Consider the following 24,434-nt stretch of genomic DNA (forward strand, 5'->3'; position numbering starts at 1 on the left):
CGCGAGCAAACCCACTCCCACAGAAACAGCACATTTCCAGTGCCAACAATGGCCACTAAAACGCCTCCATCTCACGCGCCCCCCGATGGTGCGTCCCGCCATCCCATCGCGCACGCCGATGAAACAGCCCCTTCCCCATACACCTATTTCATTTCCAGAAACTGCACTTCGTCGGTGCGTATCTCCCTTTGTCACGTAAGACATTGCCGACAATAAAGCTGATTGTCGGACAATTCGACGAAGCGCGCCGCACCGCTCTAGGTTCTGACCTAGACTGCCCAACCGGGGATAAAACCGACCGGTCGTCCAGACGAAAAAAAGTGGAAACTTTTCGCTACGGCCACAGGTCAGGTTAGAGGTAGGGCAACAACGGCTGGTGCAGTCCTTGCAAGTCCCTGAAGCAGCCCCTTCACCTGATTCGCTTAACCGCATTGGGCAGCGCTTTGCTTACCTTGCGTAGCGCTTGTGCGCCTGGCCGCAGGATTCGGCCAATGAAACAACAGCTCTGGCGCTTGCCGGAAACAGATCGAGAAAATGGGAGAAAGTTATGATCAGTGCTGCCTTGGAACCACAACAAGTCCGTTCTCAACTTCCGCCGGCGACTGACTCGCCGACGGCACCGGTGCTGGCCACCGGCGGCAAGGCACTGCTCCCCGTCGTCAGGCAGAATCCCAATCGCAAGAAAGTATTGTTCGTAACCTCGGAAATCGCCGACCTGGTGAAGACCGGCGGCCTGGGTGACGTCTCGTCCGCCCTGCCCCGGGCCATGGCCGGCCTGCATGATGTCCGGGTACTGATCCCCGGTTACCCGCAGGTAATGAACAGCGGCAACCCGATCCACATCATCGGTGAACTGGGCGGCCACGCAGCGCTGCCACCTTGCAAGATCGGTCGTATGGACATGGCCGACGGTCTGGTGATTTACGTACTGATCTGTCCGGAACTCTTTGCCCGTGAAGGCTCACCTTACGGCGCCAACAACGGTCGCGATTGGCCCGACAACCACATTCGCTTCGCCCGACTGGGCCTGGCCGCGGCTGACATCGCCGCCAACCTCGCCCAAATCCACTGGTGCCCCGATCTGGTCCACGCCCATGACTGGCCGGCCGGGCTGGCGCCAGCCTACATGCACTGGCGCGGGCAACGCACGCCAACCCTGTTCACCATCCACAACCTGGCGTACCAGGGCGTGGTTAGCCTGGCCTCCTGCCCGGAGCTGGGTATCCCGGAGCACGCGTTGCAACAGGAAGGCATGGAGTTCTACGGCAAGTTGTCGTTTCTCAAGGCCGGCATGGCCTACTCCAGCCATATCACCACGGTCAGTGCCACCTACGCCCAGGAAATCACCACCCCGGCATTCGGCTGTGGGCTCGACGGTTTTCTCGCGGCCAAAACGCAACAAGGCCTTCTCAGCGGCATTCCCAATGGTATCGATGAGAGTTGGGACTCGGCCACCGATACGCACTTGTTCCGCCAGTTCGCCATGGGCGACTGGGAGGGCAAGGCGGTGAACGCTGCCCATGTGCGCGATCTGTTCGGCCTCGACGACTCCAGCGGCCCGCTGTTCGCCGTGGTTTCGCGCCTGGTGTACCAGAAAGGCCTGGACCTGACCGAGGCCGTCGCCGAGTTCATCGTCGAATCCGGAGGCCAGATCGCGATCATTGGTCGCGGCGAACCGGAGGAAGAGCAAGCCATGCGTGAACTGGCGCTGCGTTTTCCCGGACGAATCGGCGTACGCATCGGCTTCAACGAAACGGATGCGCGGCGGATGTTCGCCGGCAGCGACTTTCTGCTGATGCCTTCGCGCTACGAGCCCTGCGGCTTGAGCCAGATGTATGCCCAGCGCTTCGGCTCGCTGCCGGTGGCACGCAATACCGGCGGGTTGGCGGACACCATCGAAGACGGCATCACTGGTTTCCTGTTCGATGAATCCACTGCCGACAGCTACAAACTGGCATTGAGCCGGGCCTTCAAGGTCTTTGACTTTCCTGACCTGCTCAACGCGATGCGCTGCCGGGCCATGTCAGCGCCATTCAACTGGTGCAAGGCCGTGGAACCCTACGCCGAACTCTATGAACAGCTAGTGGCCAAGTCACTGGGTAAATCGGCCAGACAATGAGGTAACAATGCCGTCAAGGACGCCTGAAACCTGGACCCATGGCGCGGTCATGCTTGATGCTGAGCACACCCGCTTCACCCTCTGGGCCCCGGATGCTTTTTTTGTGAGTGTCGAACTCGACACTGGAGATTCAATACCGCTACTGCCCCAGGCCGATGGCTGGTTCATGATCCAGACCCGCTGCCCCGCCGGCACCCGTTATCGCTACAACATCGACGGCGAACTGGAGGTGCCCGACCCGGCGTCCCGCGCCCAGGCCGGTGACATTGACCGCCACAGCGTGGTGGTCGATCCTCATGCTTACCCATGGCGCCATACCCACTGGTCCGGCCGCCCCTGGCACGAAGCCGTGATCTATGAATTGCATGTCGGCGCCCTCGGTGGCTTCCAAGGCGTCGAACAGCACTTGGCGCGTCTGGCCGGATTGGGCGTGACCGCCATCGAACTGATGCCGCTGTCGCAATTTCCTGGTGACCGCAATTGGGGCTACGACGGTGTCCTGCCCTACGCACCCCAGGCCTCCTACGGCACGCCGGAACAGCTCAAGCACCTGATCGACAGCGCCCACGGCCACGGGCTGGCGGTGATTGTGGACGTGGTCTACAACCATTTCGGCCCCGACGGCAACTATCTGCATCGCTACGCAAAAGGCTTCTTCCGCGAAGACAAGCACACGCCCTGGGGCGCGGCGATTGACTTTCGGCGCCGCGAAGTGCGGGACTTCTTTATCGACAATGCGCTGATGTGGCTGTTGGAGTACCGTTTCGACGGCCTGCGCCTGGACGCCGTGCACGCGATCGAAGATCCGGATTTCCTCCAGGATCTGGCCGCCAGGGTGCGCGAACAGGTAGACCCGGTACGACATGTCTGGCTGACCGTGGAAAACGAACACAACCAGGCCGGCCTGCTGGAGCACGGCTATGACGCCCAGTGGAACGATGACGGGCACAACGCCCTACACGTGCTGCTGACCGGCGAAACCGACGCCTATTATGCTGATTATGCCGAGGAGCCGACGGAACAGTTGGCACGCTGCCTCAGCCAGGGTTTTGTCTTCCAGGGCCATATCAACCGCCACGGCGAACCCCCGGGGCGAACCCAGCGGTCACCTGCCCCCCAGCGCTTTCGTGCTGTTCCTGCAGAACCATGACCAGATTGGCAACCGCGCCCTGGGAGAACGCCTGCATCAACTGGCGCCACCCCAGGCTCTGCAAGCGGCGACCGTCTTGTTGCTCTTGTCGCCGATGATTCCGCTGCTGTTCATGGGCGATGAAGTGGCCGCCCGGCAACCCTTTCTGTTTTTCACCAGCCATCACGGCGAACTGGCGGAACTGGTTCGTGAAGGCCGACGCAACGAGTTCAAGGCGTTCAGTGCCTTTGCCGACCCCGAAAAGCGCGCGCGCATTCCCGATCCCAATGCGGCCGACACCTTCGACGCATCGCGCCCGAACCTGGAGGCGCAACACCCTGAGCAACACGCCAGCGAGGCACTGTACCGCCAGTTGTTGAAAATCCGCCGGGAAGCGATCGTCCCGCGCTTGCCTGGGGCTCAGGCCCTGGGCGCCGAAGTGCTGGGCCATGGCGCGGTCAGCGCACGCTGGCGCATGGGCGACGGCTGCGTATTGCGCATTGACCTGAACCTCAGCAATCAGTCGGTCAAGCACACCGTTCAAGAAGAGGCCGAGATTCTTTTCGAACATCCGCAGCATGCCATGGGTCTGTTGCAACAGGGTGCCCTTGCGCCCTACAGCGCGCTGGTCAGTCTGACGCAAGCGGCAAACTTGCCCAACATCACTGGAGAGCGCCTATGAGCGATGCGCAACTGGAGATCCTCGCCGGCCGGGCCGGGCTGGCGGTGGACTGGATCGACGCCAACGGCCGGGCGCAAAAAGTCTCGCCCGCCGTCTTGCGTTCGGTCCTCACCGGTCTGGGCCATCCAGCCGGTACCGCCCAGGAAATCGACGCCAGCCTGCTGCAATTGCAGCAGGATCAACAGAACCATCAACTGCCACCGCTGATCACTGCCGATGTCGGGACCAGCGTAGACCTGAGCCGTTATTTCGAAGCTGCGACGCCCTGCGAAATCCAGCTCGAAGATGGCGCCACACTGAACCTGAAACTCGACGCCGAAGCCAGGTTGCCGGGGATGGTCCCGGTGGGTTACCAGCACGTCAGCATCCAGGACCAGCATTTCACCCTGGCGGTCGCACCGGCACGTTGCTACAGCGTGGCCGACGCCGTGGATGACCCGACGCCCCGCGCCTGGGGCCTGAGCGCGCAGCTATATGGGTTGCGCCGTCCGGGCGACGGCGGTTTTGGCGATACCCAGGCCCTGGAGGAGTTGGCACGAGTGGCCGGCGAGCGCGGTGCCGATGCCTTGGCCATCAGCCCGATGCACGCGATGTTCAGCAGCGACACCGGCCGTTACAGCCCATACTCACCGTCCAGTCGACTCTTCCTCAACAGTCTCTATGCCGCGCCGGGCACCATCCTGGGTGAACGCGCGCTGCGCACCGCCATCGATGCCACTGGCTTGACCAATCAACTGCGCAACCTGGAAGAGCAGCCGCTGGTGGATTGGCCTGTGGCGGCCCAGGCCAAGCAGAAGATCCTGCGAGCCCTGTACGACGGCTTCAGCCAGGGCGAGCACCCACTGCATGAGGACTTCAGCAGTTTCCGCCATACCAGCGGCGAAGCGCTGGAGAATCATTGCCGCTTCGAAGCCCTGCAGGCCGAACGCGCGGCTCGGGGAGAAAGCCTCGACTGGCGCCACTGGCCCGAAGAATGGCGCAACCCTCGCAGCGCGACGCTGGCGCATTTTGCCGAGGAGAACGCCGACGAAATCGGCTTCTACGCGTTTTGCCAGTGGCTGATCACTCGATGCCTGGAGCGCGTCCAGAGCGCGGCTAAAGCCAGCGGCATGGGCATTGGCCTGATCGCCGACCTGGCTGTAGGCGCCGATGGTGGAGGCAGTCAGGCCTGGAGTCGACAGGATGAACTGCTCGCCTCGCTGACCGTGGGCGCACCACCGGACATTCTCAACCGCTCCGGCCAAGGTTGGGGCATCTCGGCGTTCTCGCCAGAGGGGCTGGTACGCAACGGCTTTCGCGCTTTCATTGAAATGCTGCGGGCCAACTTCGCCCACGCTGGCGGCTTGCGTATCGATCACGTGATGGGCTTGCAGCGCTTGTGGGTGATTCCCAACGACGCCCCACCCTGCGATGGCGCATACCTCTATTATCCGGTGGACGACTTGCTGCGCCTGCTGGCCCTCGAATCCCATCGCCATCAGGCCATCGTGCTGGGCGAAGACCTCGGCACCGTGCCTGACGGCCTTCGAGAAAAACTCAGTGCCCGGTCAATCCTGGGCATGCGCGTGCTCTTGTTCGAACAGGACAATACCCACTTCAAACCCATTCTCGACTGGCCGGACAACGCACTGGCCACCACCAGTACCCATGACTTGCCAACCCTCAATGGCTGGTGGCACGGCCATGATATCGACTGGAACGCACGACTGGACCTGATCGACTCCCACACCGAGATGGACTGGCGCAGACACCGCGAACGTGAACGTGAAGGCCTGAGCAATGTGTTGAACCAGGATCCGCAGAACTTTCGGGAGGAACACCGGCAACCCGACGAGATACTCGATGCCAGTGTGCGCTTCCTCGGCCACACCCGTGCGCCGCTGGTGTTGCTGCCACTGGAAGACGCCCTGGGCATCGACGAGCAGGCTAACCTGCCCGGCACCACCGATACCCATCCCAACTGGCGACGTCGCCTGGCGTGCGACAGCCAGGCGTTGCTGGATGACCCGGACGCTGCCCGGCGTCTGGAAATACTCGCCTGCGCAAGGCTTCAGGCGAACGAGCGTGACCAATGAATCAGACGTTGATCCAACCGCTGCGGGCAACCCTTCGCCTGCAGTTTCATAAAGGCTTTACCCTGGACGACGCCATACCGCAGGTGCCCTACTTCGCATCGCTGGGCATCAGCCACATTTATGCCTCGCCGCTGCTTAAAGCCCGGGCCGGCTCCATGCACGGCTACGATGTGGTCGATCCGACCCAGGTCAACCCGGAACTGGGCGGGGAAGACGCCCTGCGGCGTCTGGTCGCCAGCCTGCGCGAGCATGGGATGGGACTGATCCTCGACATTGTGTCCAACCACATGGCCGTCGGCGGCAATGACAACCCTTGGTGGCAGGACCTGTTGGAGTGGGGACGCTTGAGCCCCTACGGTCAGTTCTTTGACATTCAGTGGCATTCCCCCGATCCGTTGATGGAGGGCCAGCTATTGCTGCCATTTTTGGGCAGCGACTACGGTGTGGCCTTGCAGGAAGGCACGCTTAAGCTGCGTTTCGATGCCGGGCAAGGCAGCTTTTTAGCCGAACATTACGAACATCACTTTCCGATCTGCCCGATGCAGTACGGCGAGTTGCTCAAACCCGCTGAAACACTGCCATCCGAACAGGCCGAATCCCTCAAGGCTCTGGCCGAGCGCTTTACCACGCTGAACTACCAGACTGACGCCCATACCCTGTCCCGGCCACTGCAACAGCAATTGCAAGAACTGGCCAGCCAACCGGGCATCCTGGCCGCCATCGAAGAGAACTTGCGCGCGTACGACTCCCGGCAACCCGAGGGGTTCGAGCGTCTGCATCAGTTGCTGGAGCGCCAGAGTTACCGGCTCGCCAGTTGGCGCACGGCGGCGGACGACATCAACTGGCGGCGCTTTTTCGACGTCAATGAGCTGGGTGGCCTGCGGGTCGAGCGCCCGGCGGTGTTCGAGGCCACCCACGCAAAAATTTTTGAATTGATCGCCGAAGGCCTGGTGGACGGGTTGCGGATCGATCACATCGACGGTCTTGCCGATCCTCGTGGTTATTGCCGTAAATTGCGCAGGCGCGTCGATTCGCTTTCACCCTCGCGGCATCTGCCCATTTTCATTGAAAAAATCCTCGGCGATGGCGAAACCTTGCGTCAGGACTGGAACATCGACGGCAGTACCGGTTACGAGTTCATGAACCAGATCTCGTTGCTGCAACATGACCCGGCCGGTGCCGAGTCCCTCGCCCAACTGTGGAGTCGCCACAGTGAGCGGCCGGCGCACTTCATCGAAGAAGCCCGCCTGGCCCGTCAACAGATTCTCAACGGTTCCCTGGCCGGAGACTTCGAAAGCGTTGCCCAGGCCCTGCTTCAGGTCGCGCGGGACGACGTGATGACCCGTGACCTGACCCTCGGCGCGATTCGCCGGGCGTTGCAGGAACTGATCGTGCATTTCCCGGTGTACCGCACGTACATCAACCCGTTGGGGCGCTCGAGCGAAGACGATGTGTTTTTTCGCCAGGCCCTGGAAGGCGCCCGACAAACCCTCAGCGAAGCCGACTGGCCGGTGCTCGACTATCTGGCCGACTGGCTCGGCGGCATGCCCTGGCGGGATCGCCCACGGGGCAGCCAGCGCAAACGGCTGCGCCATGCCTGCGTGCGCTTCCAGCAACTGACCTCGCCAGCCGCCGCCAAGGCCGTGGAAGACACGGCGCTTTATCGTTCGGCAGTGCTGCTGTCGCGCAACGACGTGGGCTACAACACCGAACGGTTCAGCGCCCCACTGCAGGAATTCCATAACGCCTGCCTCGAACGGTTGAAGCATTTCCCTGACAACCTCATGACCACCGCCACTCACGACCATAAGCGCGGCGAAGACACCAGGGCGCGGCTGGCGGTCATCAGCGAACGGGCGGACTGGTACATGGCGTGCGTGGAGCAGTGGCGCATGCTTGCGCCATCGCTGCACAGCGATCCTGCCGCTCCTTCGACCGGCGACGAACTGATTTTGTACCAGGCGCTACTGGGAAGTTGGCCGCTGGAGCTTGATGTGCGCGACCACAAGGCACTGGCCGACTACAACGAGCGCCTGTGGCAATGGCAACGCAAGGCTTTGCGCGAAGCCAAGTTGCAGAGCAGTTGGGCGGCCGTCAACGACGTCTATGAGCAGGCGACCCAGATATTCCTGGAGCGGCTGTTGCTCGGTGATGAGGGGCTGCCCCTGCGCAGCGCCATCGCCGAGGCGGTCCAGGCCATCGCCCCGGCGGGCGCCCTCAACAGTCTGGCGCAAACCTTGCTGCGTATGACCGTACCCGGTGTGCCGGACCTGTACCAGGGTAACGAGTTCTGGGACTTCAGCCTGGTGGATCCGGACAACCGCCGCCCGGTGGACTTCATGGCGCGCCGCGAGGCGATGCAAGCTCAAAGCACCCCCGCGCAACTGGTAGACACCTGGCGCGATGGCAGGGTCAAGCAAGCATTGATCGCCAGGGCGCTGGCCGTGCGCACCGAACACCCGCAACTGTTCCAACAGGGCCGCTACCAACCGCTCCAAGTGGTGGGCGAGCAGTCAGAACGGGTCTTGGCGTTTATGCGTGAGCATGAGCAACAAAGGGCGATCATAGTGGTACCGATCCATGCGGCCGCCCTGCTGGAAAACGGTGCTGTGCCACTGGTAGCTGCATCGCGTTGGGGCGATACCCGCGTGTCGTTACCGTTCGCCACCGGGGATGCAAAACTGAAGGGACTTTTTTCAAGCGCAGCAGTCACACCCCAAGGAGAGCTGATGGTCAGCGCCGCGCTGGGGGACTTCCCCGTCAATGTCTTTATCCAATGTTGAGTTCAGTCAGGAGCACTGCGATGAGTACCGACGATAAACGCATTCGTGAGTTCGCCTATCAGATATGGGAATCCGAGGGTAAGCCTGCAGGGCAGGAAACACGCCACTGGGAGATGGCCCGCAAACTTGCCGAAGCCGAAGCCCTGGCACCGAGCAAGCCCGCCAAGGCGGCCGGAAAACCAACGGCCAGCAAGGCTGATGGCGTCAAGTCTGGCGCGGCCAAGAGCACCGCCGCCAAGACCGCCACGAAAAGCACGACGCCCAAGGCCAAGCCTGCGGCAAAACCTGCCGCCACTACCTCGGCGGCTCAAAAGCCTGCCGACAAGAAGCCACGAGCACCGCGCAAGCCACCGGCGAGTTGATTCATCGGCTGATCGGTCTCAAGCAAACGCTTCTTGGTGGCCGTGTGGCGAGGGAGGCAGCTCGCCGGCCCGTAGGAGCTGACGAGTAGAACGAGGCTGCGATCTTGTCCCAGACAATTGAATCTGGAGCGAAAGATCAAGATCCAAGGATCGCAGCCCTCGGCAGAGCTCCTACACGGCGCACGCCATAGGGCGGTGCGACGTTTCCCTAAATCCGGTAGCGCACAGACCCCCGTCCTAATTTGAACAGCATTGCCAAATCTGTATGTCTTTTGCAGGAGCAACTATGACCCATCCAAAAAACGCCACGCCGCCGCCCGTTATCGAGGCCTCGCGGATTCGTGAAGGCCTGCCTTTCCCGCTCGGTGCAACCTGGGATGGCCTGGGGGTCAATTTCGCGCTGTTCTCCGCTAACGCCACCAAGGTTGAACTGTGTATTTTCGATGATGCCGGCGAGGTCGAACTCGAACGTATCGAGCTGCCGGAGTACACCGACGAGATTTATCACGGCTATCTGCCTGACGCCCATCCGGGAATGATCTATGGCTACCGGGTCTATGGCGCCTATGACCCGGAAAATGGTCATCGCTTCAACCCCAATAAACTGCTGATCGACCCTTACGCCAAGCAACTGGTCGGCGAGTTGAAGTGGTCCGAAGCGCTGTTTGGCTACACCATCGGCCACCCGGATGGCGACCTGAGTTTCGATGAGCGCGACAGCGCACCGTTCGTGCCCAAATGCAAGGTCATCGACCCGGCCCACACCTGGGGCAACGACCAGCGTGTCAGCGTACCGTGGGACAAGACCATCCTGTATGAAACCCATGTTCGCGGCATCAGCATGCGTCATCCCTCGGTGCCGGAAAACCTGCGAGGCACCTTCGCCGGATTGATGGTGGACGATGTGCTCGAGCACATCCGCAAGCTGGGTGTTTCATCGGTGGAACTGCTGCCCGTCCACGCGTTCGTCAATGACCAGCATCTGTTGCACAAGGGCATGACCAACTACTGGGGCTACAACAGCATCGCCTTCTTTGCCCCGGACCCGCGCTACCTGGCCAGCGGCAAAATCGCCGAGTTCAAGGAGATGGTCGCGCACCTGCACGAGGCCAACCTGGAAGTCATCCTCGACGTGGTCTACAACCACACCGCTGAAGGCAACGAACAAGGTCCGACCCTGTCCATGCGCGGCATCGACAATGCCTCGTACTACCGGCTGATGCCCGATGACAAACGCTATTACATCAACGATTCCGGCACCGGCAACACCCTGGACCTGAGTCACCCCTGTGTGCTGCAAATGGTCACCGACTCCCTGCGCTACTGGGCCACGGAAATGCACGTCGATGGTTTCCGTTTCGACCTGGCAACCATTCTGGGCCGATACCATGACGGCTTCGACGAGCGCCACAGTTTCCTCGTCGCCTGTCGCCAGGACCCAGTGCTGCGCCAGGTGAAAATGATCGCCGAGCCTTGGGATTGCGGCCCTGGTGGTTATCAGGTGGGAGGGTTCCCACCGGGTTGGGTGGAGTGGAACGACAAGTTCCGCGACACGGTGCGCGCTTTCTGGAAAGGCGACGACGGCCAGCTCGCCGACTTCGCCAGCCGCATGACCGCCTCAGGCGAGATGTTCAACCAGCGCGGTCGTCGCCCATACGCCTCGGTGAACTTCGTGACCGCCCACGACGGTTTTACCCTGCATGACCTGGTGTCGTACAACGACAAGCACAATGAAGCCAACGACGAAAACAACCAGGACGGCAGCAACAACAACCTGTCCTGGAACCACGGCGTCGAAGGCCCGACGGACGATCCCGAGATCAATGAACTGCGTCATCGGCAGATGCGCAACTTCTTCGCGACCTTGCTGCTGGCCCAAGGCACGCCGATGATCGTCGCTGGCGATGAGTTCGCTCGGACCCAGCATGGCAACAACAACGCTTATTGCCAGGACAGCGAGATCGGCTGGGTCAATTGGGACTTGAGCGAGGATGGCGAGGCGCTGCTCAAGTTCGTCAAGCGCCTGATCAAATTGCGCCTGACCTATCCGATCCTGCGACGCGGGCGGTTCCTGGTGGGCAACTACAACGAGGACATCGGCGTCAAGGACGTCACCTGGCTGGCCCCCGATGGCAGCGAGATGACCACCGAACAATGGCACGACGGCCATGGTCGGTGCCTGGGAATGCTGATGGACGGGCGCGCCCAGGAAACCGGCATTCGTCGCAAGGGCGGCAACGCGACCCTGCTTTTGGTGGTCAATGCCCATCACGACATCGTTAACTTCCGCCTGCCGGAAGTACCCGAGGGCAGTTTCTGGACATGCATGGTCGACACTAACCAGCCGAAAGTACGTGGCCAGGAGCGTTTCGAATTCGACTACGAATACTCCGTCACCGGCCGCTCGCTGCTGTTGTTTGAGCTGCAGCGCGAGGAAGAGGAATAACCCGCGATAAACGGTTTGAAAAGCGAGAACCGCAGGGACGCGGCTCTGTTGTCTACACAGCTCAGAGAGTGGAAAAAAGTACAGTTCAGATAAACATGTGAGGCGACGAATCGCCCAACATGATCAATACTTCACGTGCGGTAGATTCCAGGATTCGGAGCATCGCAGATCGCAGCCAACCCTTATGGGCGCCACCGGGCAATCGGCCCGGTGCAGGGCTGAAAGATTGAATACAACAAGGACGTCCCTCATGAAACTCGCTTCTCGCTTGCAAGGTCGGCAGCACCTGCAAATATGGAACAGCGCCGCCCAGTTGGCCGACATTCCCATTATCAGCACCCAGACACTCATTCCCGCTGGCGCCCGCGCCGTCATCCTCGCACCGCACCCTGGCGATGAAGTCGGAGCCTGTGGTGGCCTGCTCCAGTTGCTAAGCAATCTGGACCATCCCATATTGCTGGTCTCGGTCACTGACGGCAGCATCAGCCATCCCGGCTCACCGTTGTGGGCCGATGAGCGTCAGCATACCTACCGCCCTCATCCCCAGGAAAGCGTGGACGCCCTGCATCGTCTGGGGGTACCGGCCCATGGCTTTCAGTGGGTGCGCGGCGGCTTCCCGGAAAAAAACCTTGCCGAACATGAGGCACAACTGAGCGCTTTCATCGCTCGGTACTTGAAGCCCGGAGACGTTGTGTTCAGCACCTGGCGCAAGGATGGTGACAGCGACCATGATACGGTCGGCCGCGCCGGAGCCCTGGCCGCCGAAGGCATCAAGGCGGTGTTCATTGAGTTACCGGTGTGGGCTTGGCACTGGCCAGTGCGCGAGCAAAACAAGATCCCTTGGCACCGGGCACGCAAACTGCGTCTTGATATCTGGACCACCGCCCGCAAACGCCACGCCATGCACGCCTACGCCAGCCAACTCAACGGCGAACCCGCCAGCGGCATCGCGCCGCTGGTGCCACGGGTCATTCTTGATCGCATGGGTTTGCCTTATGAAATTGTGTTCATCTGACCACCGTCAATCCAGTGTGACGTGATTGACTCGGCAACGGGAAAAATCCGGAACTGCGGCAGTCTCCATAAGTCGCATGAACAGGTACGTCTGATTCAGGAGTGAACGTGACTGGCGATCCCACCCGGCAAGCCGCCGAATCAATGCCTTTGGACACGCCCGCGGCGGTTCATCGGCTGCGGGTTCTGACGGTCAATACCCATAAGGGTTTTACCGCCCTCAATCGTCGCTTCATCCTGCCCGAGCTGCGTGAAGCGGTACGCAGCACCCGCGCCGACCTGGTGTTCCTGCAAGAAGTGCTGGGGGAACACGACCGTCACGCGTCACGCTACGAGAACTGGCCTCAAACGTCCCAGTACGAGTTCCTCGCCGACAGCATGTGGAGCGACTTTGCTTACGGCCGTAACGCGGTGTATCCAGATGGCCACCATGGCAACGCATTACTGTCCAAATACCCGATCCGCCAGTTCCGCAACCTCGACGTTTCCATCACCGGTCCCGAGCGGCGCGGACTGCTGCATTGCGTGCTGGACGTACCGGGCCACGCCGAAGTCCATGGGATCTGCGTGCATTTGAGCCTTTTGGAAAGCCATCGCCAGTTGCAGCTAAAGCTTCTCTGCCAACTGCTTGATTCGCTGCCCGAAGACGCGCCGGTGATCATCGCCGGTGACTTCAACGACTGGCAGTTGCGCGGCAATACCGCCCTCGCCCGACGCCAGTACCTGCACGAAGCCTTCGAACACCACCACGGTCGCCCGGCGAGGACCTACCCGGCCCGTTTCCCCCTGCTGCGCCTGGACCGCATTTATCTGCGCAACGCGAGCAGCCATGCCCCGCAAATCCTGGGCAGCAAACCCTGGACGCACCTGAGTGATCACTTGCCGCTGTTCGTGGAGGTGCATTTGTGATCCCAGACCCGTTGCTGAGCCTTCAGCACCTGTAAGTTCTGACAGTAGCGACGCTCGTTATTCGTTGTTAGGGTCCTTTCCATACAGCGAGCGTTGCCAGGCCCTGCGTGCCTTCTGTAGTGCAACCGATGCTGAAACCGGCATAACACGGGTGCCGATGCAGAGGGATAGCACATGAGCTTGCGCGATCAGGGTTTCAATCGGCTGTTCCACGCCTTCTGCGTATCGGCCCCCTTCCTGTTATCCGCTTCATCTGCCATGGCGGCTTGCACATTGACGCCAACGGCGGGCGATGACGTTTATGTCTGTGACAGCGGCATCAGCCCCGGGCTGACGGACCTCTCGGGTAACAACAGTCTGACAATGCCGGCCAACGGCAGCGGTATCATCCAGGGTGATGTCATCTTCGACGCCGGGACCGACCGCATCGAGATCAACGCCAACGGTGTGATTGACGGTGACGTCGAGCAGGGTTCGGAAGCCGACGTGTTCGTGATGAATGGCGGCAGGATTCTCTCCATATCCCAAGGCGACGGCCTCGATCAGTTCACGATGACCGGCGGCACCATCGTCGATGCGTTCGAAGACGGCGACATTGCGCGGATGACCGGCGGCAGCATCGGCAGGGTCGATATGAAACTCGATGACAATGTGTTCGATATGTCGGGCGGGCAGATCATCGGCAACCTGGTGGCCGGTTTCGGCCACGACACCATCATCCTGTCCGCAGGCCGCATTGGCGGCAACGTCAGCGTCAGCGGCGGCAACGACCGCATCACCGTGAGCGGGGGCGAAATCATCGGCGAAGTCCGGGCCAGTGCCGGGGATGATCGATTGCAATGGAGCGGTGGCCTTATTCACTCGGCCGTTCTGATGGGTGAAGGCAGCGACACCGCCGTGTTGCGCACCCTCGACGAAACACAACTCGCCATCACGCCCAGTGTGGATGGCGGGATGGGCCAGGACCTATTGACCTTTGAGGGCAGCACCTCCGGCACGGGTGCCCGTTATGCCAACTGGGAAACGGTCAGCCTTATCTGGGGCTCACGCCTGGATCTGGATGACACGCTGGTGCTGGGTGACAGCATTACCGGCACAGGGGCCCTGACTATCGACGTCAGCAGCACGCTGACGTCGACCCAGGGCAGCGTCGCGCCGTTTACTGCCGGCCAACTGACAACGCTCAACAACAACGGCGTCATTGATCTCACCCACGAGAACACCCGCACTGACGACACCCTCACCGTGCAAGGCAACTATGTCGGTACGAACGGCCAATTGCGCCTGCAAACGGTGGTCGGTGCCGACAATTCTGCCAGCGACAAGCTGGTGGTCAATGGCGGAACTCTCACGGGCAGCACCTCCATCACGGTCACGAACCTGGGCGGCGTGGGCGCACAGACCACCCAGAACGGCATCGAACTGGTCCAGGCTCAGGGTGGCGCGGTCAGCGACATCGGTGCCTTCTCGCTGGCGCAATCGGTCTCGGCTGGTGCATTCGATTACCGCTTGTTCAAAGGCGGCGTGGCCGGCAATGAAAACAGCTGGTACCTACGCTCAGATGTCGTAGCCGGACCGATAGCGGCGCCCAGCCCGACGTTGCCGGCCTTACCGGCGGCAGTGCCCGGTGCTGCGCCCATTCCCTTGTACCGCCCGGAAGTGCCCACTTGGTCGGTGTTGCCTCCCGCGGTGGCACAACTGACCCTGATGGCCCTGGGCACGTTCCATGACCGTCAGGGCGACCAGCGCCTGCTCACCGAAACCGGTGCGTTCGGAGCAGGTTGGGGCCGGGTCTATGGCAAGGATCTGGACCAGACCTGGGCCGGCACGGTGACCCCGCGTCTGGACGGCTCCATCAAGGGCTTTCAGGTAGGCAATGATGTGTACAGCGCGCCGATGTCCGGCGGCCAGACCCAGCGCATCGGTTTCTTCGTCGGCCATACCGAACTCAACGGCAATGTCGACGGTTTCAACCTGGGCTGGCAGGGCCGACGCGCCGGCAAGATAGAGCTCGACGGTGACAGCTACGGGTTGTACTGGACCCTTACCGATCCCAGCGGTGGCTACGTTGACGCGGTGGTGATGGGCACACGACTCAACGGCGACAACCGCTCCGAGCGCGGCCTTAAAATCGATAATCGCGGGCACGCCCTGACCTTGTCGGCGGAAGCCGGTTATCCATTCGCCGTAGCGGCTGATTGGGTGTTGGAACCCCAGGTCCAGGTCATCCATCAGAAGGTTTCCCTGGATACGCAGGACGACGGGGTCTCAAGGGTCGAGTTCGATTCCGATAGCGCCTGGACCGGTCGCCTCGGCGCCCGGCTCAAGGGTCGCTACCTGGTCAGCGGCACGCCCGTGGAGCCTTATCTGCGGGCCAATATCTGGCACACCTTTTCCGGCACCGATACGGTGACATTCGACGATGCCCATCGGATCGAGACCCAGCAGCGCGCCTCCACCGGCGACCTGGGCGTCGGCGTCATCGTGAGCCTGGCCCCCACGGTCAGCGTCTATGCGGCTGCGGATTACAGCCACGACCTCGACAGCACTCAACAACGCAGTGTGGCGGGCAATCTTGGCGTACGAATCAGTTGGTGAGTCGGTGAATCAAAAGGTTGAAACGGTTGATTGACGTCAATTCAACCCTGCGGATAATCGAAAAGAATCAATTATTTATTAGCACTGATTTCAGTTTGCCATTCATCGTTCATTTTCTTGACGCGACGGCGCCCGTCTTCTTGACTACAACGTACTACCCCCGGAAATACAGTCAGGGGCAGGCCTCGGAACCCCGCGACAGCGGGCCGCCCGAGGCTTGCCTCAATCCATTCGGTCGCCCCTCATTCGGGGTAGGAGAGACGCCATAAGCGAGAAACGCATGCGATTGCAAGGCAGGCCCCCATGAAAACTTCCCTCCGCCCACAAGAGATCACCACCACTTTTTACACCCTCTCGACTTCGTTGTTGTTGTGTTCGTCCATGGAGGTGTGGGCCTGGCCCGCCGAGGAAACGTCGCAACCCTGGTATGGCCGAACACCTTCCGACAGCCAGGACATCGCCCCCACAGACAATGACCCCGTTTCCAGCAAGAGTCCCGCCCTCTTCACCCTGAAAAACGGCAGTGGTCACACCCAGCGCGTGGGCCTGATCAGTGGACAGAATCAAGTCATCACCCGCGTCAATGGCATGCTGGTGACACCGGCCATGGTCGATTCAGGCAAGAACAAGCTGAATCTGCAAGGTGACCATCTGGGCGCCTACTGGAGCCTGACCGGCCCCGCAGGCTGGCACGTGGACCTGAGCGCCAGCGGCGGGCGAGTCAACGGTTACAGCCGTACCGAACAAGGCCAGCGCCAAGCGGCCGAAGGCAATGCCGTCACACTGTCGGTCGAAGGCGGATTCCCTATCGGCATCAGCGACCACTGGGTGGTCGAACCCCAGGCGCAACTGATCAACCAGCGCATCACCCTCGACAGCCCCAATGCCGAGAACGGCACCAACAATGAACTGAACACCTGGAGCGGGCGCGTCGGTGCGCGACTCAAAGGGTCATACCAGGTCAATGGCCTGGGCGTGGAACCCTACGTGCGTACCAACCTGTGGCACACCGTCCAGATCGCCGATAACTTGACCCTGGACAAAGTCGACAAGATCAGCAGCAGCCGAAAATCTTCCACTGTCGAAGTAGGCCTTGGGTTGGTGGCGCGGGTTACGCCGGTGGTGAGCCTCTACATCAGCGCTGACTACAGCAGCGACGTCGATGACAACGACCTGAACGGCCTCATCGGCAGCCTGGGGGTACGGATGCGTTGGTAAACCTCCGCTTCAGGGCGGGTCGCAGCCATGTATTGGCGGCTCGCCATGCCCTCCGGCAATGAGCCCAGCCTGCCCGCCGCCACACTTCCCTGACGCCGATAAAATCCTCTCCCTCGCCCCCGGCACTTAAAAAGCACCGCCATTTGGGCGTATAACCCTAAAAGCGATTTACGCCTGCAAGCCGTCAGCCCATGGCTCATTTCATTGATGGAGTAACGACATGACCCAAGCCAACCTCTTTGCCAACCTGTTTCCCAGCGCTGCCGATATTCCGCAGGCCTACCGCCTCGAGGGCCAAATCGAGCAGCGCGAATACCTGATCGATGGTGTCCTGCAAACCTGGCAAGGACCATTGGCGGTTGTTCGCAGCCCGGTGTACCTGGCAGGCCCGCAGGGTGACGAACAGGTGATACTTGGCAGTACGCCGCTGCTGGATGCACAGACCGCGCTCACCGCGCTGGACGCCGCCGTCCGCGCGTATGACCGCGGCCAGGGCCAGTGGCCAACGATGCGCGTTGCTGAACGCATCCGCCATGTGGAGGCTTTCCTGGCGCGTATGCGCGAACAACGCGAGGCCGTGGTCAAGTTGCTGATGTGGGAAATCGGCAAGAACCTCAAGGACTCCCAAAAAGAATTCGACCGCACCTGCGATTACATCGTCGACACCATCAACGCCCTCAAGGAGCTGGACCGTCGCTCCAGCCGCTTTGAGCTGGAACAGGATACGCTCGGGCAGATCCGCCGCGTGCCGCTGGGCGTGGCCTTGTGCATGGGCCCTTACAACTATCCGCTGAACGAAACCTTCACCACGTTGATTCCGGCGTTGATCATGGGCAACACCGTGGTGTTCAAGCCGGCCAAGCTCGGCGTACTGCTGGTGCGGCCGCTGCTGGAAGCCTTTCGCGACAGCTTCCCGGCGGGTGTGATCAATGTAATCTACGGCAGCGGCCGGGAAACCGTCAGCGCCCTGATGGCCAGCGGCAAGATCGACATCTTTGCCTTCATCGGCACCAACAAGGCCGCCAGCGACCTGAAAAAACTCCATCCGCGCCCGCACCGTTTACGTGCCGCCCTGGGCCTGGACGCGAAGAACCCCGGCCTGGTGCTGCCGGACGTGGATCTGGACAACGCCGTCAGCGAGGCGCTGACCGGCTCGCTGTCCTTCAATGGCCAGCGCTGCACAGCGCTGAAAATCCTGTTTGTCCACGAAGACCTGGCACCGGAATTCATCGAGAAATTCAACACAGGCCTTGCTGCCCTGAAACCCGGCATGCCGTGGGAAGATGGCGTGGCACTGACACCGTTACCCGAGGCGGGCAAGGTCGATTATTTGCACTCGCTGGTGGCCGATGCCGTCGCCAAAGGCGCGCAGGTGATGAATAAACACGGTGGCGAATCCCGCGGTTCGTTCTTCTATCCGGCCGTGCTCTATCCGGTGAACACTGCAATGCGGGTCTACCACGAAGAACAGTTCGGCCCGGTCGTCCCCATCGTGCCGTACCGCGACCTCAACACCGTGGTCGATTACGTGCTTGAGTCCGACTTCGGCCAGCAGCTGAGCATCTTCGGCAACAACCCGGCCGAAGTCGGCAAGCTGGTGGACATCTTCGCCAACCAGGTCGGACGCATCAACATCAACGCCCAGTGCCAGCGTGGCCCGGATACGTTCCCGTTCAACGGCCGGAAAAACTCGGCCGAGGGCACGTTATCGGTTCACGATGCGCTGCGCACCTTTTCGATCCGCACGCTGGTGGCGACCAAGTTCCAGGACAGCAACAAAGCGCTGATCAGCGACATTATCCGCCAGCGGGACTCGACCTTCCTGACCACCGACTACATCTTCTGACCCGCGCCGGACAATGGATTATGGCAGGGCTGGACGGCGCTGTTTGATGCCCCAGCCCTGTTGCATGCCGGCGGCCGCCAAGAGGATTGCCGCCACCCCCAGCCATTGCAGCGGTTCGAGGCGATGACCGAAGGCGAACCAGTCGACGAAAATCGCCGCGATCGGATAGATGAACGACAACGCACCGGTCACTGCGGTGGGCAGCCGTTGAATCGCGCTGTACAACAATACATACATCACACCGGTATGAACCATGCCCAAGGTTATCAGGCTAGCCCAGGCCTCGGGGTGCTGCGGCAACGCCGAGAAGTTAGCCCAGGGCGCCAACAGCAATACACCGGTGCTGACCTGGATCAGCGCGATCAAGTGCGGCGGTGTTCCGGTCAGACGCTTGATGATCAACGCGGCAATGGCGTACAGCAACGCAGCCCCCAGCGCCAGAGCAATACCTGTCAGATAGTCCCCGCCACCCTGCCCTTGCTCACCGTGGGCGCTGACGATTGCGAGCATGCCGAGAAACGACACCGCCAGCCAGCACAGCTTTTGTGCGGTGATTCTTTCCCCCAGCAACAACGCCGCCAACCCCACCAACATGAACGGCTGAACGTTGTATACCGCCGTACCGATGGCAATCGAGGCGCGGGAGTAGGAGGCAAACAGCAGCACCCAGTTGCCCACGATCGCCACGCCACTGAGGACCGCCAAAAGGAAAGTGGTGCGCGTCAGGATACCCGGGCGCAAGAACCCGAAACCGGCGCAAATCAACAGCAAAGTCGCGGCGCCGAACACGCAGCGCCAGAACACCACGTCCAGCACCGGCACGCCCGAAACCAGCACGAACCAGCCTATGGTTCCGGAAATCAACATGGCGGCGGTCATTTCCAGCGAACCGCGACGTAAGGTCTTGTCCATCTTCACGCTCCTTCAGCAAGTGGGCACAGTATGCCGAGCCGAAGTGGCGATCCTCCATGGCATGAAAAAGGCTAAACTGGCTTTCAACCTTTTTTATCAAGGCAATTTCGAGCATTGACCTAATGGAGTGGAAAATGACTGACGACATCGACCAGATTCTCATCAGCGCCCTGATGGAAGACTCCCGACTTTCCCTCAAGGCCCTGGCGAACCTGAGCGGCCTGTCCTCCCCCAGCGTCGCCGAGCGGCTTCGAAGGCTCGAAGAGCGTGGCGTGCTCAGGGCATATACCGTTGAAGTGGACCCCAAGTGTTTCGGCTACCAGCTCCAGGCAATTGTGCGTATCCGCCCGCTGCCCGGGCAGTTGCAGGAAGTGGAACGGCAGATCCAGGCCATCGCTGAATTTACCGAATGCGACAAGGTGACCGGCGATGACTGCTTCATCGCCCGCCTGCATGTGCGTTCAATGGAGCAACTGGACACCTTGCTGGACAAGCTCAATGTTCTGGCAGAAACCAACACCGCCATCGTCAAGAAGACACCCGTCAAGCGGCGACTGCCGCCCATGGCCTGAGCCTGACCCGGCCTCGGTGTCATCCGAGGCCGGGATTTAGGCTACTCGAGGTCTTCCAGCTCAGGACTGCGCTGCACTTTTTGCACCTCATCCTGAGGCGCGTTGCTTGCCTTCATCAACTTCAGAGGCACGATTTTTTCGCAAGCATTCTTGCCGTCGGCATAGACGCCACTGTGATTACATTTCCAGTCATAGAAGTTGGCCAAGGCTGCGGACAATTGCAGGCTGTAGTCCGTGCTTTGGGTACCCGGGGTAAAGGGTTGGCCGGCGGGGATGTTCTGGAACCATTTCATCCACTCTTCAGTACCCGGCGCTGGTGGGTTGGCCTGGAAGGTCGGGTTCATGATCGCCAGTTGCTGGTATTCACCGGTCATGTGACAGCTCAGGCATGAAGCCTGGGGGTTGTCCACCGGACCATTGAGGCGTCCGTTCCACCCCAGGTGGGTCGGCGGCAACTCCTTGGCATTGGCATTGATTGCGCTCTGCTTCAACGCAGGGTTGATTTTGGTTTCTGTCGGGGTCGGATTGGTGAACTCGCTGCTGGTCACATCAGGGTCGTTCCCCCACATGATTCCGACCGGCACCAGGTTTTCCCAGTCGCCTTTGCTTTTATCGATGCCATTGTACTGAAAGGTCCCAAAGAGCCATCCGGTCTCGCTGATACGTGTGTCACGCACGGCAATGTCCATCTGGATCAATGCGACTTTTTTCACGACGCGATCAGTGGATGTGAACGTGACGGCGGTGTAGGCATCCAGCAGCAAGGGATTGGCCAACGACGGCACCGAATTGACATCGATGTCAGCGTACAACGCCTTACACACCACGGTACCGTTGGAGAAGCTCTTGGGCTTTGAAGTGAAGCTCGGGTCAGGGTTCTGCGGATCCTTCCAGACCTGGCCGATGGTATAGGCACCGATATCGTTATAGATCCCCACCGCATAAGTCTGACCGGACTCCAACTGCGTGTGGGCGAGCTGTTTAGGTTGAATGGGCGCCTCTCGGGTCAGCCCGTGGATGCCTTCACGCCCGCCCGGCCCGTAATGCTGCCAGGGCATGTGATACCACTGGCGGACAGTGTTTTTCTGCACATTCCAGTTGGTCTCGGCGTTACCCTCCAGACAATACTGTTTGACACCCTCCATGTAGGCCCGCCAGGTTTCAAAATCGTTGCTGCGCGTTGTCGGCAGAATCTTGAAGAACGCCGGCATCGAAGCGGCGCCAGGGGCTGTGGTGGGATAACTCTGGCTGAGCTGGAACGCAGGGCCGGAATATTCACTCTTGGGAGGGGCGAAGCCGAAATCAGGGAAGGCGCCGGCATGGGCATTGGCCATGGACAACCCGCCTGCCAAGGCCATGAGTGCAACGATCTTTGCGTGGGACTGAATCATCGGTATCTCCTTATAGGGACAACGCCTGCGAAAATCATCGATCTCCTGATTGATGCGCAGGGCTTCCTTTGTTATTGGGCCAAGGCGCGTTGCCCCGGCCGGCTTACGGATAACGCTCATTGATGTGTCCTACACCTCCTTTTGCGCCTGAAAAACGGGCGCAGTCAGACCTGGCTCTGATAGCCGAATGCGAACGATATCGGGGGGAACGTGGCGAAGATTTCGCGCGGTGGTTGACCGGTTTACCTCATGCCGCCCCTGGCAATGCAATCCCTTGTCATAGTTGTAGATCAATTATTCAAAGCCGCCATCATGATTCGGCTTTTTTGCGGGCCATTGGCCATAACGGAAAACTACAGACGAAAAACAGCCCGCCGAAGCGGGCTTTCCATATTACGCATGCAATCAGTCGTCGCGACCCATCAGGCCGAACAGTTGCAACAGGCTGATGAACAGGTTGTAGATCGATACATACAGGCTGATGGTCGCCATGATGTAGTTGCGCTCGCCGCCGTGGATGATGGCGCTGGTCTGGTACAGGATGCAGACCGACGAGAACAGCACGAAGCCGGCGCTGATTGCCAGTTGCAAGCCGCTGATCTGGAAGAAGAAGCTGGCAACTACCGCACCGAGCAACACGAAGAAACCGGCGGTGATGAAACCGCTCAGGAAGCTCATGTCCTTGCGGGAGATCAGTACGTAGGCCGACAGACCACCGAACACCAGCGCGGTCATGGCGAATGCCGAGCTGACCACTTCAGCGCCGCCCTGCATGCCCAGGTAACGGTTGAGGATCGGGCCGAGCAAAAAGCCCATGAAGCCGGTCAGGGCGAAGGCCGAAACCAGGCCCCAGGCCGAATCACGGAGTTTGTTGGTGAGGAAGAAAAGGCCGTAGAAACCGATCAGCACCACGAAGATGTTCGGGTAGCCGACACGCATCTGTTGTGCAACGAAGGCCATCACACCGCTGAAAGCCAGCGTGAGTGCCAGCAGGCCATAAGTGTTGCGCAGGACGCGGCTAACCTCTAGCTGCTCAACCTGCACGCTGTTGTTCACTGCGTAATCCTGTTCGCGCATGGCGACACTCCTCCGGTTTTGAAACATTCAGTGGCAAGGATGATAACAGACGCTCTGTAACAAGCTACGTAGAGAGTTTGACAGTGTGTTTCATTCGGGTATTATGGCGCCCGCAACGCAATACGGAGGTGTGGCCGAGTGGTTTAAGGCAACGGTCTTGAAAACCGTCGACTGTAACAGGTCCATGAGTTCGAATCCCATCGCCTCCGCCATCTTTATACGACAAAGCCCTGATTATTCAGGGCTTTGTCGTTTCTGGCGCATGCAGTTTCTGTTGCGCCGCCATGGTTCTCCCGGCAAAAAACTACGCGCCTGAGTTGGCGCTATCGGTTATCCAATCGATCAGGCGCGAGGATCTCCTCGAGAAAATCAATGAACACATTGATCCGGCTGGAACCCCGGTGATTGGGTAAATACAGGGCATTGATACAACTGCTCGCGCTGCCGGGATTAACTTCATAATGCTCCAGCAACCGTATCAGCCGGCCGGCGGCGACGTCGTCACGTACCAGCCAGTCGGCCAACAGGGCCACTCCGCCGCCGGCGATCGCCGCTTCACGCAGGATATCGGCGTTGTTGCTTTGCAGGCGACCGTGGACGTTGAGCGGGATGGTTTCTTCCTCGCCCTGGAACGTCCAGTGGTGGTGCGAACCACCGTAATCGAAGCGCAGGCATTGTAGCTCCAGCAAGTCACGGGGATGAGACGGCGCCGCGTGACGACTCAGATAGTCCGGGCTGGCCACCACCCAGCGCTGGAAGGCCCCTACCCGTTTGCTGACGATATCCTCACTGACCACCGACGATCCGAGACGCACCGACACATCGATCTGTTCGCTCAGCAGGTCGCTGACCTGATCGCTCAACGACATGCTGATTTCCAGTCCTGGATGACGAGCAAGCAATCGGCCCAGGTGCGGCGCGATGATTCGTCGACCAAACTCCACCGGGACGCTGATCCGCAGGCGTCCCTGGGCCTCGATGCCACGGTCGGCGACTACGGCATCGGCTTGATCAATGGCGTCGAGAATCGCGACGGCCTTCTCGAAATAGGTTTGCCCGGCGACGGTCACGCTGGTGTTGCGAGTCGTACGGTTAAGGAGACTGGCGCCCAATTCATTTTCAAGCCCTGCCACCTGGCGTGTCACCGAAGATGTCGAGATGCCGAGTTTGCGTGCCGCGGAGGAATAACCACCGCAACGCACGGTTTCAACAAACATCTTCAATGCCAGCAGCTTGTCCATAGGTGCAATCCGGTCGAAAAGGAACGCAGACGATTGTGCATCACTCGTCTCGCGCCGTCT

15 protein-coding genes, 1 tRNA gene and 1 pseudogene are annotated in these 24,434 nt (G+C 60.5%); 13 read left to right on the forward strand and 4 right to left on the reverse strand.

Annotated elements, in window-relative coordinates; genetic code table 11:
* Positions 1-547: 547 nt before the first annotated feature.
* The 11 genes and pseudogenes from glgA (at position 548) to PSH57_RS15290 (ending at position 19,181) form a co-directional block, all read left to right on the forward strand.
* Positions 548-2,119 (forward strand): glycogen synthase GlgA, encoded by a 1,572-nt coding sequence (glgA, locus tag PSH57_RS15240; protein WP_305383848.1) that lies wholly within the window; start codon positions 548-550, stop codon positions 2,117-2,119.
* Between the two features lie 7 nt (positions 2,120-2,126).
* Positions 2,127-3,930, forward strand: a pseudogene (gene treZ / locus PSH57_RS15245) (malto-oligosyltrehalose trehalohydrolase).
* Positions 3,927-6,005 carry a 4-alpha-glucanotransferase gene (gene malQ, locus PSH57_RS15250; RefSeq protein WP_305383853.1) on the forward strand — a complete coding sequence of 693 codons (2,079 nt, stop codon included), beginning with the start codon at positions 3,927-3,929 and terminating at the stop codon, positions 6,003-6,005. The pseudogene treZ and the gene malQ overlap by 4 nt, the downstream one beginning before the upstream one ends.
* Positions 6,002-8,788, forward strand: coding sequence for a malto-oligosyltrehalose synthase (locus PSH57_RS15255; RefSeq protein WP_305415885.1), 2,787 nt, complete (start codon positions 6,002-6,004; stop codon positions 8,786-8,788). The genes malQ and PSH57_RS15255 overlap by 4 nt, the downstream gene beginning before the upstream one ends.
* Positions 8,789-8,808: 20 nt before the next feature.
* Entirely contained in the window at positions 8,809-9,150 is a 342-nt protein-coding gene (locus tag PSH57_RS15260) for a DUF2934 domain-containing protein (protein WP_305383858.1), read from the forward strand.
* 286 nt (positions 9,151-9,436) lie between these two features.
* Entirely contained in the window at positions 9,437-11,596 is a 2,160-nt protein-coding gene (gene glgX, locus PSH57_RS15265) for a glycogen debranching protein GlgX (protein WP_305383861.1), read from the forward strand.
* Positions 11,597-11,846: 250 nt separating this feature from the next.
* Entirely contained in the window at positions 11,847-12,611 is a 765-nt protein-coding gene (locus PSH57_RS15270; protein ID WP_305383863.1) for a PIG-L deacetylase family protein, read from the forward strand.
* A gap of 143 nt (positions 12,612-12,754) precedes the next feature.
* On the forward strand, positions 12,755-13,519 hold the full coding sequence (locus PSH57_RS15275) for an endonuclease/exonuclease/phosphatase family protein (protein ID WP_422766102.1): 765 nt from the start codon (positions 12,755-12,757) through the stop codon (positions 13,517-13,519).
* Positions 13,520-13,693: 174 nt separating this feature from the next.
* Positions 13,694-16,117, forward strand: coding sequence for an autotransporter family protein (locus PSH57_RS15280; RefSeq protein WP_305383867.1), 2,424 nt, complete (start codon positions 13,694-13,696; stop codon positions 16,115-16,117).
* A 303-nt stretch (positions 16,118-16,420) separates the two neighbouring features.
* Positions 16,421-17,335 carry an autotransporter domain-containing protein gene (locus PSH57_RS15285; protein WP_305383868.1) on the forward strand — a complete coding sequence of 305 codons (915 nt, stop codon included), beginning with the start codon at positions 16,421-16,423 and terminating at the stop codon, positions 17,333-17,335.
* 220 nt (positions 17,336-17,555) lie between these two features.
* Entirely contained in the window at positions 17,556-19,181 is a 1,626-nt protein-coding gene (locus PSH57_RS15290) for an NADP-dependent glyceraldehyde-3-phosphate dehydrogenase (protein WP_305444677.1), read from the forward strand.
* An 18-nt stretch (positions 19,182-19,199) separates the two neighbouring features.
* On the opposite strand, the gene PSH57_RS15295 is transcribed toward PSH57_RS15290, so the two are convergent.
* On the reverse strand, positions 19,200-20,093 hold the full coding sequence (locus PSH57_RS15295) for a DMT family transporter (RefSeq protein ID WP_305383870.1): 894 nt from the start codon (positions 20,091-20,093) through the stop codon (positions 19,200-19,202).
* Positions 20,094-20,227: 134 nt separating this feature from the next.
* Between PSH57_RS15295 and PSH57_RS15300 the strand changes: the two genes are divergently transcribed.
* Positions 20,228-20,665, forward strand: coding sequence for an Lrp/AsnC family transcriptional regulator (locus PSH57_RS15300; protein WP_256232920.1), 438 nt, complete (start codon positions 20,228-20,230; stop codon positions 20,663-20,665).
* Between the two features lie 41 nt (positions 20,666-20,706).
* Here the strand turns inward: PSH57_RS15300 and PSH57_RS15305 are convergent, their stop codons facing one another.
* Together PSH57_RS15305 and PSH57_RS15310 are read right to left on the reverse strand one after the other, a co-directional pair.
* The gene (locus PSH57_RS15305) at positions 20,707-22,056 is read right to left on the reverse strand and encodes a hypothetical protein (protein WP_422766039.1); all 1,350 of its coding nucleotides are present in this window, start codon (positions 22,054-22,056) and stop codon (positions 20,707-20,709) included.
* 405 nt (positions 22,057-22,461) lie between these two features.
* A complete protein-coding gene (locus PSH57_RS15310; RefSeq protein ID WP_305383872.1) occupies positions 22,462-23,133 on the reverse strand; it encodes a Bax inhibitor-1/YccA family protein in 672 nt (223 codons plus the stop codon).
* A 124-nt stretch (positions 23,134-23,257) separates the two neighbouring features.
* Between PSH57_RS15310 and PSH57_RS15315 the strand changes: the two genes are divergently transcribed.
* Positions 23,258-23,345, forward strand: a tRNA-Ser gene (locus tag PSH57_RS15315).
* Between the two features lie 111 nt (positions 23,346-23,456).
* Here PSH57_RS15315 and PSH57_RS15320 read toward each other — a convergent pair.
* On the reverse strand, positions 23,457-24,374 hold the full coding sequence (locus PSH57_RS15320; RefSeq protein WP_305383873.1) for a LysR family transcriptional regulator: 918 nt from the start codon (positions 24,372-24,374) through the stop codon (positions 23,457-23,459).
* Between the last annotated feature and the right edge of the window lie 60 nt (positions 24,375-24,434).

The organism is Pseudomonas hefeiensis (genome assembly GCF_030687835.1).
GTDB lineage: Bacteria > Pseudomonadota > Gammaproteobacteria > Pseudomonadales > Pseudomonadaceae > Aquipseudomonas > Aquipseudomonas hefeiensis.

Excerpts from the sequence above, each read along its gene's own strand:
- glgA (WP_305383848.1), top strand. The coding sequence starts at position 548 with ATGATCAGTGCTGCCTTGGAACCACAACAAGTCCGTTCTCAACTTCCG.
- malQ (WP_305383853.1), top strand. The coding sequence starts at position 3,927 with ATGAGCGATGCGCAACTGGAGATCCTCGCCGGCCGGGCCGGGCTGGCG.
- PSH57_RS15255 (WP_305415885.1), top strand. The coding sequence starts at position 6,002 with ATGAATCAGACGTTGATCCAACCGCTGCGGGCAACCCTTCGCCTGCAG.
- PSH57_RS15260 (WP_305383858.1), top strand. The coding sequence starts at position 8,809 with ATGAGTACCGACGATAAACGCATTCGTGAGTTCGCCTATCAGATATGG.
- glgX (WP_305383861.1), top strand. The coding sequence starts at position 9,437 with ATGACCCATCCAAAAAACGCCACGCCGCCGCCCGTTATCGAGGCCTCG.
- PSH57_RS15270 (WP_305383863.1), top strand. The coding sequence starts at position 11,847 with ATGAAACTCGCTTCTCGCTTGCAAGGTCGGCAGCACCTGCAAATATGG.
- PSH57_RS15275 (WP_422766102.1), top strand. The coding sequence starts at position 12,755 with ATGCCTTTGGACACGCCCGCGGCGGTTCATCGGCTGCGGGTTCTGACG.
- PSH57_RS15280 (WP_305383867.1), top strand. The coding sequence starts at position 13,694 with ATGAGCTTGCGCGATCAGGGTTTCAATCGGCTGTTCCACGCCTTCTGC.
- PSH57_RS15285 (WP_305383868.1), top strand. The coding sequence starts at position 16,421 with ATGAAAACTTCCCTCCGCCCACAAGAGATCACCACCACTTTTTACACC.
- PSH57_RS15290 (WP_305444677.1), top strand. The coding sequence starts at position 17,556 with ATGACCCAAGCCAACCTCTTTGCCAACCTGTTTCCCAGCGCTGCCGAT.
- PSH57_RS15295 (WP_305383870.1), bottom strand. The coding sequence starts at position 20,093 with ATGGACAAGACCTTACGTCGCGGTTCGCTGGAAATGACCGCCGCCATG.
- PSH57_RS15300 (WP_256232920.1), top strand. The coding sequence starts at position 20,228 with ATGACTGACGACATCGACCAGATTCTCATCAGCGCCCTGATGGAAGAC.
- PSH57_RS15305 (WP_422766039.1), bottom strand. The coding sequence starts at position 22,056 with ATGATTCAGTCCCACGCAAAGATCGTTGCACTCATGGCCTTGGCAGGC.
- PSH57_RS15310 (WP_305383872.1), bottom strand. The coding sequence starts at position 23,133 with ATGCGCGAACAGGATTACGCAGTGAACAACAGCGTGCAGGTTGAGCAG.
- PSH57_RS15320 (WP_305383873.1), bottom strand. The coding sequence starts at position 24,374 with ATGGACAAGCTGCTGGCATTGAAGATGTTTGTTGAAACCGTGCGTTGC.